Origin of the sequence: Bradyrhizobium sp. SZCCHNS2022 (assembly GCF_032377575.1) — a bacterium.
Taxonomy (GTDB): domain Bacteria; phylum Pseudomonadota; class Alphaproteobacteria; order Rhizobiales; family Xanthobacteraceae; genus Bradyrhizobium; species Bradyrhizobium aeschynomenes.
The window spans coordinates 5299758-5313055 of sequence record NZ_JAUHHZ010000001.1 but is presented as its reverse complement, the minus strand read 5'-3'; the positions used below and the strand labels follow the sequence as shown (position 1 = coordinate 5313055).

Here is a 13298-nt window from a genome sequence, read left to right as displayed (position 1 = left end):
CCCTTCCTGTCACCACGCGCGACCCTCGAAGCGCTTCTGAACCGAGACTCCCATGGCGCGTGACCAGATCGATATGACCCCGCTGCAGTCGCGCGACGAGCTCGTGGCGTGGCTGGCGGACGGCGTGAAGCCGGCATCCGCTTTCCGGATCGGGACCGAGCACGAGAAGACGCCGTTCACGCTGGAGGGCCATCGCCCCGTGCCTTACGAGGGCGCGCGCGGCATCGGGGCGCTGCTCGAGGGCATGAAGCTCCTGCTCGGCTGGGAGCCGATCATGGAGCGCGGCAACATCATCGGGCTCTATGACGTGACCGGCGGCGGCGCGATCTCGCTCGAGCCCGGCGGCCAGTTCGAATTGTCCGGCGCGCCGGTCGAGACCGTGCACCAGACGCATTCCGAGCTGATGGCGCACCTGGCGCAGGTCCGGGAGATTGCGACCCCGCTCGGCATCGGCTTCCTTGGCCTCGGCATGACGCCGTCCTGGACGCGCGCCGACATCCCGGTGATGCCCAAGGGCCGCTACAAGATCATGACCAACTACATGCCGAAGGTCGGCCGCTACGGGTTGGACATGATGTACCGGACCTGCACGGTGCAGACCAATCTCGACTTCTCCTCCGAAGCCGACATGGTCAAGAAGCTCAGGGTGTCGGTGGCGCTGCAGCCGATCGCGACCGCCTTGTTCGCCAATTCGCCGTTCACCGAAGGCAAGCCGAACGGCTTCCTGTCGTTCCGCTCCGAGATCTGGCGCGACACCGACAATCAGCGCGCGGGCATGATCCCCTGGGCGTTCGAGGACGGCATGGGTTTCGAGCGCTGGGTCGACTACGCGCTCGACGTTCCCATGTATTTCGTCAAGCGCGAGGAGAGCTATATCGACGTCTCCGGCACCTCGTTCCGCGCCTTCTTCGAAGGCAGGAATCCGGCGATGCCGGGCGAGCGGCCGACCCTGTCGGACTGGGCCAATCATCTCTCGACGATCTTCCCGGAGGTGCGGCTGAAGCGCTATCTCGAAATGCGCGGCGCCGACGGCGTGCCGTGGGGCCGGCTGCCGGCACTGCCGGCGTTCTGGGTCGGCCTGCTCTATGACGATGTCAGCCTCGACGCCGCCTGGGACCTGGTCAAGAACTGGACCGCGGTCGAGCGGCAGAACCTGCGCGATGATGTTCCGCGGCTCGGCTTCAAGGCGCGCATCCGCAATCGCTACGTGTTCGAGGTCGCCAAGGAATGCCTGACCCTCGCCCATCATGGCCTGCGCCGGCGCAATCGCGTCGACCAGAGCGGCCGGGACGAGAGCCGCTATCTCGAACCGCTCGACCACATCGTCGATTGCGGCCGCTCGCCCGCCGAGGAGATGCTGGAGAAGTTCAATGGCGCATGGCACGGCTCGGTCGAGCCGGCCTATGACGAGTATGCATTCTGACCGGGGCTGAGCCTGCGCCCGTCGCAGGTTCGGCGCGTCGCCTGTTCCATATGAAGGGGCCGGTGGCTGCTGTTTTTTGTTGCGATTTATGTCTGCGGGGCCGGTTTGGCGCCTGCGTGCCGCCGCTTTGCCTCCAGTCATGTCGGCTGGTCCGAACCGTTCATCCGCCATACAGGTTCGTGGCGATCAAATGACCGCTCAAGAACACTGAAGAAAACTCGAACGTTTACAATGGGTCTGATGTTTCAGCGGCGGCGCGCGGGGCGCTTGATCGGGGCTTGGCTGTGGGCATTGGCGTGCCTGCTCGCGGCTCTGCGCCTGTCGCCCGCCGAGGCCCAGACCTATTCCGACCGCCCGGGTGGCGACTACATGAGCGCGCCGATCGCCTCGGGCGACCCGGCCGATTGCGCGCTGCTGTGCGAGCACGACCGCCGCTGCCGCGCCTGGAGCTTCAACTATCCGACCGTGATGGAGGCGGGCGCGGTGTGCTGGCTGAAGAACAGCGTGCCGGCGCGGGTGCCCGACAATTGCTGTGTGTCCGGCGTGCGCGGCGCTGGCGTCGTCGAGATCCGCAACGACGCCGTCGAGACCTCGATCGATCGTCCCGGCGGCGACTATCGCAGCTTCGACATCAAGACCACGGATCTGAAGGGTGGCGACAAGGCCGAGAAGGCTGCCGACAAGGGCGACAAGAGCAGCGGCGACAAGGCGGCCGACAAGAAGGAAGAGAAGGCCGCCGACGCCGAGGACATCTGCAAGGCCGCTTGCACCGGTGACAACAAATGCCGCGCCTGGACGTTTGCGCGGCCCGGCTACGCCGGCAAGGAAGCGCACTGCTTCCTGAAGAAGGAAATCAAGCCGCCGCGCCGGCGGGCGGGCTTCACGTCAGGCGTCGTTCGCTGACGCGACTCGCCTTCCGAGGCGCCGGAAAATTTCTGATCGCGGTCGCGTAACATTTCATTCCTCCAGCTCGAACTGATCGACGGCACCGCGGCTCTCGCCGCCGGCTGCCTGTCGCAACGCAGAGATCGGGGTTTGCCATGACGTTTTCGCGCAGGTTCTTCGCCACCGCAGCCGTTGCGGCCACTTTCGCCGTCGCAGGGCTCGGGACGGCATTCGCCGTCGATGCCACGCCCTATTCGGATGCGGCGTTCAAGGCGGCGCAGACCGCCGGCCAGCCGATCCTGATCGAGATTCATGCCGGCTGGTGTCCGACCTGCAAGGCGCAGAAGCCGATCATCGACAAGCTCGCGGCCGAGCCGAAATTCAAGGATCTCAAGATTTTCCGTGTCGATTTCGACGACCAGAAGCCGGTCGTGAAAGGCTTCGGCGCGCAGATGCAGTCGACCCTGATCGTCTTCAAGGGCGCGAGCGAGACCGGCCGCTCCGTCGGCGACACCAAGGAAGCCTCGATCGCGGCGCTGCTCGACAAGAGCCTGTAACGCGCCATGATCGCGCTGGCGCTGGCCTTCGTGGCCGGCCTGCTCTCGATCCTGTCGCCTTGCGTGCTGCCGCTGGTGCCGATCGTGCTTGGCGCTGCGGCCTCAGCGCATTCGCGTGGCGCGCTGGCGCTCGCGGGCGGACTGGCGCTGTCGTTTACCGGCATAGGCCTGTTCATCGCGCTCGCCGGTAGCAGCCTTGGGCTCGATGCCGGCGTGTTTCGCCTCGTCGCGGCGGTCCTGATGCTGGCGATCGGCATCGTCCTGCTGGTGCCGTCCTGGCAGGCGCAGCTCGCCGTCGCCGGCGGCCCGGTGCAGCGCTGGGCCGACCGGCACTCGCAAGGCTTGGAGGCTTCCGGGGCGGGCGGTCAGTTCATCATCGGGCTGCTGCTCGGCGCGGTCTGGTCGCCCTGCGTCGGGCCGACTCTGGGAGCCGCCTCGCTGCTGGCCTCGCAGGGACATGACCTCGTCCGCGTGACACTGACGATGCTGGCGTTCGGGCTCGGTGCGGGGCTGCCGCTGGTCGTGCTCGGGCTGGTGTCGCGGACCACCATGACGCGCCTGCGGGCGCGGCTGCTGTCCGCCGGCAAGCTCGGCAAGATGCTGATGGGAGCGGCCTTCGTTGTCGTCGCGGTGGCGATCCTCAGCGGCGCGGACAAGCAGCTGGAAGCTTGGCTGGTCGAGCACTCCCCGGCGTGGCTGACTGAGCTGACGACGTCGATCTAGGTTCTGTACTCATAAATGGATTCCGTTAGCTGACGGACGGTGATTCACTCCCCTTAGGTGATTTGGGGGGTGAAATGGCGCGGTTTGACCTGAGCGATCGAGAATGGGCTTTGATCAAGCCCTTGCTGCCGAATAAGCCGCGCGGTGTCGGTCGGGTCGACGACCGGCGGGTTCTCAACGGCATCTTCTATGTGCTGCGGACAGGCTCGCCCTGGCGAGATCTTCCGGAACGCTATGGCCCTTACACGACGGTCTATAACCGCTTTAACCGCTGGGCCAAGGCAGGCGTTTGGGTCCAGATCTTCGAGGTGTTGGCAGCTCGCTCGCCGCAGTCGATGGCGCTGATCGACAGTTCTATCGTCCGCGCCCATCAGCACGCCGCTGGGGGTAAAAAGGGGGCGAGGATCACGCCATTGGCCGTTCTCGTGGAGGACTGAGCACCAAGATCAATGCGGTCGTCGACGAGAACGGACTGCCGGTCCGGCTGATGCTAACCCCGGGGCAGGCCCACGATCTGCGTGCTGCGCCATTTCTGCTCCAAGGGCTCAAATGCCGTGATGTTGTGGCCGACCGTGGTTACGACGCCGATGCCCTCCTGCACATGATCAGAGCCCACGGAGCTAGGGCTCATATTCCCTCCACCAGCCAGCGAGTGGTCCAACGCTCCGTCAGCCGCCGCATCTATCGCAAGCGAAATCTGGTTGAGCGCTTCTTCTGCAAGCTCAAGCATTTCAGGCGCATCGCGACCCGTTTCGACAAGCTCGCTCGCAACTTTCTCGCGGCTGTCGCACTCGGCTCAACCCGCCTCTGGGCCAGGGCTTATGAGTCCACGCCCTAGGCAGCGTTTGCAAGACGCGCCGGCAGCACGACACACTCGCCGTCATTCCGGGGCGGGCCGCGCAGCGGCACGAGCCCGGAATCCATCGCGCCGCGCGTACTGACGATCAATGGATTCCGGGCTCGCGCTTCGCGCGCCCGGAATGACGCGTGGAGAGAGCGGTGGCTCCTCGCGGGGATCATTGCTCGGGTGAGATCACCGTGAGCTCCGGCCACAGCGCCTTCCACCGCGCCGCCAGCTCAACACCCTCGCTGTCATTCCGGGGCGGGCCGCGCAGCGGCACGAGCCCGGAATCCATCGGGCCGCGGGCACTGAGGAGCAATGGATTCCGGGCTCGCGCTGCGCGCGCCCCGGAATGACGCGGAGAAAGCTGTTGCTCTCCTTGCGCATCATTCCTCGGCAGCGATCATCGTGATTTCCGGCCATAGCGCCTTCCAGCGCGCCGCCTTGGCCGCGTAGTTCGCCGCCGAGAAGTTGGCCGTATAGTTCGGCCGCACGATCATCTGTTCGATGTCGTCGAGGCCCTTGGGCGCATAGAGCTCGTATCCGTCTGCGACAGGGCGAAGACCGACCTGCGTGTTGACGGTGAGAAAACGGTCGATGCCGTCGGTGGAACGTGTCACCGCAGGGTAGGGGCGGCCGTGCTTGGTCGGATACCACAGATGCACGCGCGCCTGGTTGCGGACTTCGACCTTGGCATCCACCGCATCGAGACAGGATGCGAGACGCCGGATCACCGCGTCTTCGGCATCCCACGACGTGTCGGGATCGAAGTAGAAGATGTCGTAGTCGTTGATGCCGTAACCGACGGGACGTCCGGTGCGTACGTTCCAGACGGTCTGGGTCAGGCAGCCAGCGACGATCCAGGCATCGGGGAGCGCCGTCCTGCGCAGCACATCCATGATCGCCGCGTTGACGGGATTGCGCAACGCCGACGTGACGAAGTCATCCTCGGTCATGGCCGTGGATAGCACGAAACTGCCGTCCGCTCACGCGGACATCATCAAAGGCGACGCATCAACGTCCGAGAGCTGCGCCTCGGAAAAGCGCAGCCGCAAAATCGGAGAGTGCCGAGATCGTCAAATCACCGCGCCGCTCGCTCAGCGGACCGCCGTGAAGAAGCGATCGAGCCGGAAGCCCGACAGCCACGCCCAGACCGGCTGGTTCTTGAAACCGAGATCCCAGGAGCCGACCACCGCGTCGGCGCGGCCGACGAGGTTGTCGATCGGCAGCAGCCCGACGCCGCCGTCGCGCAGGGAGACGCGGCTGTCCGCGGAATTGTCCCGGTTGTCGCCGAGCACGAACAGCTTGCCGGGCGGCACGGTGACCTCCGGCGTGTTGTCGAGCCGGCCGTTGTCGCGCATCTTGAAGATCAGGTGCGACACGCCGTTCGGCAGCGTCTCGACGTAGCGATAGGCCGGCTCGTTGCGGCCGCTGTCATCCTCGGCGTCGCCGATGCCGTCCGGCTTGAGCGCAGCGGCCTCGCCGTTGATGTAGAGCTGGCCCTGGCGCATCTGGATGCGATCGCCGGGCAGTCCGACCACGCGCTTGACCCAGGCCTGCGAGGTGTCGCCCGGCCAGCGGAATACGACGACGTCGCCGCGCTTCGGCGTCTCGCCGAACAGCCGTCCCGTCTCCGGCAAGGTGATCTGCATCGGCAGCGACGAGGTGCCGTAGCCATAGGGGAATTTCGACGCCAGCAACGCGTCGCCGATCAGGAGCGTCGGCTCCATCGAGCCCGAGGGGACGTAGAACGGCTCGGCGATCGCACCCTTGGCGAGGAAGACGACCGCGACGACGGCGGCGAGCTGGGCGATCTGCCCGCCCCACGTCGTGTCCTTGCGCGGAGCCTTGGTGCTGACCTTGCCCGTGGACATCTTGTCGAGGCTCATCGGCCCGTGCCTCCCACCGTGATGCGATCCATGCGAAGCGTCGGCTGTCCCACGCCGACCGGTACGCCCTGGCCGTTCTTGCCGCAGGTGCCGATACCGGTGTCGAGCGACAGGTCGTTGCCGATCATGCTGATGCGGTTGAGGTCGGTCGGGCCGTTGCCGATCAGCATCGCGCCCTTGACCGGCGCGCCGACCTTGCCGTTCTCGATCTTGTAGGCCTCGGTGCACTGGAAGACGTATTTGCCCGAGGTGATGTCGACCTGGCCGCCGCCGAAATTCACGGCATAGATCCCGTTCTTGACCGAGGCGATGATCTCGGCCGGATCGCGCTCGCCGGCCAGCATGTAGGTGTTGGTCATGCGCGGCATCGGCACATGCGCGTAGCCCTGGCGGCGGCCGTTGCCGGTCGGCGCCATGTTCATCAGACGCGCGTTCTGGCGGTCCTGCATGTAGCCCACGAGAATGCCGTCCTCGATCAGCACGGTGCGGCTGGTCGGCGTGCCCTCGTCGTCGATCGACAGCGAGCCGCGGCGCGAGGCCATGGTGCCGTCGTCCACCACGGTGACGCCCTTGGCGGCCACCGGCTTGCCCATCAGGCCGGCAAAGGCCGAGGTCTTCTTGCGGTTGAAGTCGCCCTCGAGGCCGTGACCGACCGCCTCGTGCAGCATCACGCCGGGCCAGCCGGCGCCGAGCACGACGTCCATCTCGCCGGCGGGGGCTGGGACGGATTCCAGATTGACCAGCGCCTCGCGCAGCGCGCCGTCGGCGGCCTCGCGCCACGCCTTGGTCTCGATGAAGCGCGCATAGGCCTCGCGGCCGCCATAGCCCTTGCTGCCGCTCTCCTGGCGATCGCCCTGGCCGGCGACCACGGAGACGTTGACCCGTACCAGCGGGCGGATGTCGCGATAGCTCTCGCCGTCGGGCCGCAGGATCTCCACGACCTGCCACGTCGCACCAAGCGACACCGTCACCTGGCGCACGCGCGGATCCTTGTCGCGCAAGTACGCGTCGATTTCGCCGAGCAGCTTGACCTTGCTTTCGAAACCGGGGGCGTCGAGCGGATTGTCGTCGCCATAGAGCCGCACGTTGGTGTGCGGCGGCGCGCTCGCGAACGTGCCGGAATAGCCGCCGCGCACCGCGCTGACCGCATCGGCTGCGCGCATCAACGCCGGCAGCGAGACGTCGGAGGAATGCGCGTAGCCCACCGCATCGTCCTTCACCGCGCGCAGGCCGAATCCCTGGCTGGTGTCATAGGTCGCCTGCTTCAGCCGGCCATTGTCGAAGGTCAGCGCCTCGGTCTGGCTGTACTCGAAGAACAATTCGCCGTCATCGGCGCCGGAAAGGCCACGCGCGACCTCGCTTCGGACCGCATCGCGATCCAGATTGGCGCGTTCGAGCAGGGACGTGGTGGGAGCGGTCATGGGTCAATCCGTTGTCGGAGCGGTCATTCCAAGATAGTTGTTTTGACGCCGGGGCGCGAGGGGCAGGATGATTACCGAACTGACATGGTTGAGATCGTTCCCATTACGGCCGCTCACATCGAGAGCTTCCATCGCACGCTCGATTACGTCGCGCGTGAACGGCGGTACCTGTCCTTCGTGCAGGCGCCGCCGCTGAACTCGACGCGCGCCTTCATTCTGAACAACATCCACGAAGGGTATCCGCAATTCGTCGCTCTCTCGGCCGGTGAGGTGGTCGGCTGGTGCGATGTGACGCCCAAATCGGGGCCGATCGATGCCCGGATCGGGGTGCTCGGCATGGGCCTTTTGCCGCAGTTTCGGCACCAGGGCATCGGCCGGCGGCTGATGACCGCGGCGCTGGAGGCCGCGCGGGCCGCCGGCTTCTCGCGCGCCGAGCTCACGGTCTATCGCGGCAACACCAATGCGATCAGGCTGTACCAGAGGGCCGGCTTTCTCCTGAAGGCCGTGCAGCCGCGCGAGGCCGGCGATGACGGCTTCGACAAGACCCTGCTGGTGATGGCGCTGGCGCTGGATGCGCGGGGCTGAGCGGCGGGCGTCTGGGACGCAGCACGATCCCCCCGATCACGTCAACGTGCGCGGTACGGTTGTCAATTCGGTGCGACGTCAGGGCAGCTTGTCGAATCCGTCGGCGAGGCCGTTCAGGCTCAGCGGGAAGCCGATGCCTTCCTCCGGGGTCTCGAAGATGATGAAGGTCGCGGTCTTCGCCGTCTTGAGCTGACCGAGCAGCTTGTCCTCGAGCACGACCTCGGCGACGCAGCCATTCGGCAGGCAGCGCACGAAGCCAGCGCGGCCGACATCCTGGTTGTCGAGCTTGAGGCCGAGGCCGGACGGCAGCAGCACGCCGAGCGGGGCCACCACGCGCATCAGCCGGCTCTTCTGGTCGGCGGTCTTGAGCATGATCACGGTCAGGCCGGCATTGGAGCGGTCCTCGGCGACCACGCTCTGAATCAGTGCGCATTGCTCGGCCTGCGCGCCCGGCGGCGTATCGCAGCGGATCTGCCAATCGCCATGCACCGAGCGCACGGCGCCCTGCGCCAGCGCCGAATGCGGCAGGCCGATCGCAGCCGTCAGCGTCACGGCGACTGCAGCCGCGACGCTGCGGATGACAACCACGCTCGTCGTGAGTCGCGCACGCACCGCGCTGAATCGGCACAAACCGCGCGAGTCATTCGCAGTTGGGGTCGACATGTCAGCTGTCCTGTCCGTTGAAACCCTGGTCCGGGTCGGTGCCATGACAATTTCCTGTGGGTGATCTGCGCATCCGACGCCATGATACGGCAATGATGGCGTCATGAGGACAGCGTCACAAGCGTACGGCACGAAACGACACGAAATAAGGCCGGGTCACGGGTGCACTGCCGCTGCGCCTCGCCGAATCAGCCTCGCAAGCCGCCATGTTCCGTTGCCTACATCGCGCCGCACGCCTGTCAAGCGCCCGTTGTCCGCGAAACCACGGCATGCGGCAATTTCTCGGAAAAGTCGACGCGCCGCGACGAAGAGCGCCGCACGCGATATCCGGCTTAAGACTGCATTGCGATAGGTCAAGAATTATGGTTTGAGAAGAAAGATTTCGTCATTCCAGTGAACTGGCCCAGGTGCTTTTCTAAGCGTCCGCCCGAAGGCCATTTGTCAGGAGAGCGGATCGAACGGCGCGCGGCGTCAATCTCGCGGCGTGCTGAGGGGGAAAGTTCTGAAGGGAGCGCGACGACATGAAGATGTCGAAAGGCCAATTGAGCGCCTGCTTGCTGGGGTTGGCCGTAGCGGGCGTGACGCTCGTGTCGGGTGAACGGGCGTTTGCCGAAGTGGGGCAGCCGGCGCCGTGGGAATACAAGCTGCAGGAAGCCGCAACGCCGGTGATGGAGAACATCACCTGGTTCCACGGGCTGCTGCTGGCGATCATCACCATCATCACCCTGTTCGTGCTGGCGCTGCTGGTGGCCGTGGTGGTCAAGTTCAATGCGCGCGCCAATCCGGTGCCGTCGCGCACCACGCACAACACGCTGCTCGAGGTGGCGTGGACGCTGATCCCGGTGCTGATCCTCGTCGTCATCGCGGTGCCGTCGTTCCGCCTGCTGTTCCTCGAGCTCGACATTCCGAAGGCCGATCTCACCATCAAGGCCACCGGCAAGCAGTGGTATTGGAGCTACGCCTATCCCGATAACGGCAAGTTCGAGTTCGACTCGCTGATGGCGCAGGACAAGAAGCCGCGCCTGCTGGCCGTCGACAACGAGATGGTCGTGCCGGTGAACAAGGTGATTCGCGTCCAGACCACCGGCGCCGACGTCATCCACTCCTTCGCGGTGCCGTCGTTCGGCATCAAGATCGACGCCATTCCCGGCCGTCTCAACGAGACCTGGTTCAAGGCAACCAAGGTCGGCATGTATTACGGCCAGTGCTCCGAGCTCTGCGGCAAGGATCACGCCTACATGCCGATCGCGGTGCGCGTCGTGAGCGACCAGGAATTCACCGCCTGGGTCGAGGACGCCAAGAAGAAGTACGCCAGCGCGCCCACGACCACCTACGCGTCGGCTGCGGGCGTGCAGCAGTAGCGCGGGGACCAACGCGAGAGAATTGAGGGCCGCCTCGGCGGTCCACGGGGACACTGAGGATTGGACAATGGCGACGAACGTAGCGACCCATACCGGCCATGACGATCACGCGCACGACCATCCGACCGGGTGGCGGCGCTGGGTCTATTCGACCAACCACAAAGACATCGGCACGATGTACCTGATCTTCGCGGTGTGCGCCGGCATCATCGGCCTCGCGATGTCGGTCGCAATCCGCATCGAGCTGATGTATCCGGGCGTGCAACTCTTCCACGAGAACCACACCTACAACGTGTTCGTGACCTCGCACGGCCTGATCATGATCTTCTTCATGGTCATGCCGGCGATGATCGGCGGCTTCGGCAACTGGATGGTGCCGCTGATGATCGGCGCGCCGGACATGGCGTTCCCGCGCATGAACAACATCTCGTTCTGGCTGCTGCCGGCCTCCTTCGCGCTGCTGCTGACCTCGACCTTCGTCGAGGGCGAGCCGGGCGCCAACGGCGTCGGCGCCGGCTGGACGATGTATGTGCCGCTGTCGACCTCGGGCCATCCGGGGCCGGCGGTGGATTTCGCGATCCTGTCGCTGCATCTGGCCGGTGCGTCGTCGATCCTCGGCTCGATCAACTTCATCACGACGATCTTCAACATGCGCGCGCCGGGCATGACCCTGCACAAGATGCCGCTGTTCGTGTGGTCGATCCTGGTGACGGTGTTCCTGCTGCTGCTGTCGCTGCCGGTGCTCGCCGGCGCCATCACGATGATGCTGACCGACCGCAATTTCGGCACCACCTTCTTCGATCCGGCCGGCGGCGGCGACCCGCTGCTGTTCCAGCATCTGTTCTGGTTCTTCGGTCACCCCGAAGTGTATATCCTGATCCTGCCCGGCTTCGGCATGATCAGCCAGATCGTGTCGACCTTCTCGCGCAAGCCCGTGTTCGGCTATCTCGGCATGGCCTACGCCATGGTCGCGATCGGCGGCATCGGCTTCGTGGTGTGGGCGCACCACATGTACACGGTCGGCATGTCCTCGGCGACGCAGGCCTATTTCGTCGCCGCCACCATGGTGATCGCGGTGCCGACCGGCGTGAAGATCTTCTCCTGGATCGCCACGATGTGGGGCGGCTCGATCGAGTTCCGCGCGCCGATGCTGTGGGCCGTGGGCTTCATCTTCCTGTTCACGGTCGGCGGCGTCACCGGCGTGGTGCTGGCGAATGCCGGCGTCGACCGCGTGCTGCAGGACACCTACTACGTCGTCGCGCACTTCCACTACGTGCTGTCGCTCGGCGCCGTGTTCGCGATCTTCGCGGGCTGGTACTACTGGTTCCCGAAGATGTTCGGCTACATGTACTCGGAGGCGATCGCCAAGGCGCATTTCTGGGTCACCTTCGTCGGCGTGAACCTGGTGTTCTTCCCGCAGCACTTCCTCGGCCTGTCGGGCATGCCGCGCCGCTACATCGACTATCCCGATGCCTATGCCGGCTGGAACCTGGTCTCCTCGTTCGGCTCGTACATCTCGGCGTTCGGCGTGCTGATCTTCATCTACGGCGTGGTCGATGCCTTCATGCGCAAGCAGCAGGCGGCCGCCAATCCGTGGGGACCGGGCGCGACGACGCTGGAATGGACCCTTTCGTCGCCGCCGCCGTTCCACCAGTTCGAGGTGCTGCCGAAGGTGCAGTGATCCCTCATCAACGACGCGGCGCCGCTCTGGCGCCGCGTCGACATCTGCGGGCGGTGCATCCCGGTGCGCCGTCCGGATCCGCCAAGCGAAGCTTCGAAGCGCCGTGCTTCAGGACCCTTTGAATTGAAGTCTGGATACGTCGTGTCGGTCATTGATCAGAACGCCATTGCCGTCGGCCCGCGGATCTCCGAGGCCGATGTCGGCGACTATCTCGCGCTGCTCAAGCCGCGGGTGATGTCGCTCGTGATCTTCACGGCGCTGATCGGCCTGTTGATCGCTCCCGGCCATTTCCACCCCGTGCTCGCCGTCACCTCGCTGCTGTGCATCGCCGTCGGCGCCGGCGCGTCGGGCGCGCTGAACATGGCGCTGGAAGGCGACATCGACTCGCTGATGTCGCGCACCGCCAACCGGCCGATCCCGCGGGGACGCGTGACCCGCCAGGAGGCGCTGGCCTTCGGCATCACCCTGTCGTTCTTCTCGGTGCTGACGCTCGGCATCCTGGTCAACTGGTTCGCCGGCGCGCTGCTCGCCTTCACGATCTTCTTCTACGTGGTGATCTACACGCTGTGGCTGAAGCGCTGGACCGCGCAGAACATCGTCATCGGCGGCGCCGCCGGCGCGCTGCCGCCGGTCGTGGCCTGGGCTGCGGCTACCGGCGGAATCGCGCCGGAGCCGCTCTGGCTGTTCCTGATCATTTTCTTCTGGACCCCGCCGCATTTCTGGGCCCTGGCGCTGTTCCGCACCGACGACTACGCCCGCGCCGGCGTGCCCATGCTGCCCGTCGTCGCCGGCCCCGACGCGACGCGGCTGCAGATCCTGCTCTATACCATCGTCCTGGTCGGGATCGCGCTGGCGCCCTGGCCGCTCGGCTATTTCGATGCCGTCTACGGCGTCGTCTCGCTGGCGCTCGGCGCCGGCATGCTGTGGCTGGCCATCGAGGTGTTCCGCAAGCGCGAGCGCAGCCAGTCGCTGCGCGCCAACCGCAAGCTGTTCGCCTTCTCGATCCTGTATCTGTTCGCGCTGTTCGCGACGCTCGGCCTGGAGGCCGTCGCGCGCATGATCGCGCCGCTGATCTGGTAAAGGACGCATGGCAACCGCAATGGCCGATCCGAATGAGCCCGAGGGCATCGTCCTCACCGACGCGCAGCTGCGCAGCCGCCGCCGGCGCTCGATCGCGATCGCGCTGGCGCTCGGCGTGCTCGTGGTGCTGTTCTTCGCGGTCACCATGGTCAAGGGGCCGGTGGTGCTGAAGCGGCCGATGTAAAAGAT

14 protein-coding genes are annotated in these 13298 nt (G+C 65.7%); 10 read left to right on the top strand and 4 right to left on the bottom strand.

Features of this window, described 5'->3' with window-relative positions; genetic code table 11:
- Positions 1-52: 52 nt before the first annotated feature.
- The 5 genes from QXZ94_RS23730 (at position 53) to QXZ94_RS23710 (ending at position 4426) form a co-directional block, all read left to right on the top strand.
- Positions 53-1423, top strand: a complete 1371-nt coding sequence (locus QXZ94_RS23730; protein WP_315722434.1) for a glutamate--cysteine ligase — start codon at positions 53-55, stop codon at positions 1421-1423.
- 240 nt (positions 1424-1663) lie between these two features.
- Positions 1664-2326 (top strand): PAN domain-containing protein, encoded by a 663-nt coding sequence (locus QXZ94_RS23725; RefSeq protein WP_315726478.1) that lies wholly within the window; start codon positions 1664-1666, stop codon positions 2324-2326.
- A gap of 137 nt (positions 2327-2463) precedes the next feature.
- Positions 2464-2865: a thioredoxin family protein gene (locus tag QXZ94_RS23720; protein WP_315722433.1), complete on the top strand. Its 402-nt coding sequence runs from the start codon at positions 2464-2466 to the stop codon at positions 2863-2865.
- A gap of 6 nt (positions 2866-2871) precedes the next feature.
- Positions 2872-3588 (top strand): cytochrome c biogenesis CcdA family protein, encoded by a 717-nt coding sequence (locus QXZ94_RS23715; protein ID WP_315722432.1) that lies wholly within the window; start codon positions 2872-2874, stop codon positions 3586-3588.
- Between the two features lie 74 nt (positions 3589-3662).
- Positions 3663-4426 (top strand): IS5 family transposase gene (locus tag QXZ94_RS23710; protein WP_315719298.1). Its coding sequence is split into 2 segments (ribosomal slippage): positions 3663-3998 and positions 4001-4426, totalling 762 coding nucleotides; the frame shifts between segments, so codons are not numbered across the junction.
- Between the two features lie 389 nt (positions 4427-4815).
- On the opposite strand, the gene QXZ94_RS23705 is transcribed toward QXZ94_RS23710, so the two are convergent.
- The 3 genes from QXZ94_RS23705 to tldD form a co-directional block, all read right to left on the bottom strand.
- A complete protein-coding gene (locus QXZ94_RS23705; protein WP_315722431.1) occupies positions 4816-5385 on the bottom strand; it encodes a nucleotidyltransferase family protein in 570 nt (189 codons plus the stop codon).
- 141 nt (positions 5386-5526) lie between these two features.
- Positions 5527-6318: a signal peptidase I gene (lepB, locus tag QXZ94_RS23700; RefSeq protein WP_315722430.1), complete on the bottom strand. Its 792-nt coding sequence runs from the start codon at positions 6316-6318 to the stop codon at positions 5527-5529.
- Complete coding sequence (gene tldD / locus QXZ94_RS23695) at positions 6315-7739, bottom strand: metalloprotease TldD (RefSeq protein ID WP_315722429.1); 1425 nt, start codon at positions 7737-7739, stop codon at positions 6315-6317. Before tldD ends, lepB begins: the two co-directional genes overlap by 4 nt.
- 84 nt (positions 7740-7823) lie before the next feature.
- Between tldD and QXZ94_RS23690 the strand changes: the two genes are divergently transcribed.
- Positions 7824-8324 carry a GNAT family N-acetyltransferase gene (locus QXZ94_RS23690; protein ID WP_315722428.1) on the top strand — a complete coding sequence of 167 codons (501 nt, stop codon included), beginning with the start codon at positions 7824-7826 and terminating at the stop codon, positions 8322-8324.
- Positions 8325-8402: 78 nt separating this feature from the next.
- On the opposite strand, the gene QXZ94_RS23685 is transcribed toward QXZ94_RS23690, so the two are convergent.
- Entirely contained in the window at positions 8403-9032 is a 630-nt protein-coding gene (locus QXZ94_RS23685) for an invasion associated locus B family protein (RefSeq protein ID WP_315722427.1), read from the bottom strand.
- A gap of 476 nt (positions 9033-9508) precedes the next feature.
- Here QXZ94_RS23685 and coxB point away from each other — a divergent pair, with 476 nt between their 5' ends.
- From coxB to QXZ94_RS23665, 4 genes are all read left to right on the top strand, one after another.
- On the top strand, positions 9509-10348 hold the full coding sequence (coxB, locus tag QXZ94_RS23680; RefSeq protein WP_315722426.1) for a cytochrome c oxidase subunit II: 840 nt from the start codon (positions 9509-9511) through the stop codon (positions 10346-10348).
- Between the two features lie 67 nt (positions 10349-10415).
- The gene (ctaD, locus tag QXZ94_RS23675; protein ID WP_315722425.1) at positions 10416-12029 is read left to right on the top strand and encodes a cytochrome c oxidase subunit I; all 1614 of its coding nucleotides are present in this window, start codon (positions 10416-10418) and stop codon (positions 12027-12029) included.
- Between the two features lie 141 nt (positions 12030-12170).
- The gene (locus QXZ94_RS23670) at positions 12171-13109 is read left to right on the top strand and encodes a heme o synthase (protein ID WP_172133817.1); all 939 of its coding nucleotides are present in this window, start codon (positions 12171-12173) and stop codon (positions 13107-13109) included.
- A 7-nt stretch (positions 13110-13116) separates the two neighbouring features.
- Entirely contained in the window at positions 13117-13293 is a 177-nt protein-coding gene (locus QXZ94_RS23665; RefSeq protein ID WP_172133816.1) for a CoxF protein, read from the top strand.
- Positions 13294-13298 lie beyond the last annotated feature (5 nt).

Bases quoted from the DNA above. Each gene is read 5' to 3' on its own strand.
- tldD (WP_315722429.1), bottom strand. From the start codon at position 7,739: ATGACCGCTCCCACCACGTCCCTGCTCGAACGCGCCAATCTGGATCGC.
- QXZ94_RS23730 (WP_315722434.1), top strand. From the start codon at position 53: ATGGCGCGTGACCAGATCGATATGACCCCGCTGCAGTCGCGCGACGAG.
- ctaD (WP_315722425.1), top strand. From the start codon at position 10,416: ATGGCGACGAACGTAGCGACCCATACCGGCCATGACGATCACGCGCAC.
- lepB (WP_315722430.1), bottom strand. From the start codon at position 6,318: ATGAGCCTCGACAAGATGTCCACGGGCAAGGTCAGCACCAAGGCTCCG.
- QXZ94_RS23685 (WP_315722427.1), bottom strand. From the start codon at position 9,032: ATGGCACCGACCCGGACCAGGGTTTCAACGGACAGGACAGCTGACATG.
- QXZ94_RS23690 (WP_315722428.1), top strand. From the start codon at position 7,824: ATGGTTGAGATCGTTCCCATTACGGCCGCTCACATCGAGAGCTTCCAT.
- coxB (WP_315722426.1), top strand. From the start codon at position 9,509: ATGAAGATGTCGAAAGGCCAATTGAGCGCCTGCTTGCTGGGGTTGGCC.
- QXZ94_RS23665 (WP_172133816.1), top strand. From the start codon at position 13,117: ATGGCAACCGCAATGGCCGATCCGAATGAGCCCGAGGGCATCGTCCTC.
- QXZ94_RS23715 (WP_315722432.1), top strand. From the start codon at position 2,872: ATGATCGCGCTGGCGCTGGCCTTCGTGGCCGGCCTGCTCTCGATCCTG.
- QXZ94_RS23720 (WP_315722433.1), top strand. From the start codon at position 2,464: ATGACGTTTTCGCGCAGGTTCTTCGCCACCGCAGCCGTTGCGGCCACT.
- QXZ94_RS23725 (WP_315726478.1), top strand. From the start codon at position 1,664: ATGTTTCAGCGGCGGCGCGCGGGGCGCTTGATCGGGGCTTGGCTGTGG.
- QXZ94_RS23705 (WP_315722431.1), bottom strand. From the start codon at position 5,385: ATGACCGAGGATGACTTCGTCACGTCGGCGTTGCGCAATCCCGTCAAC.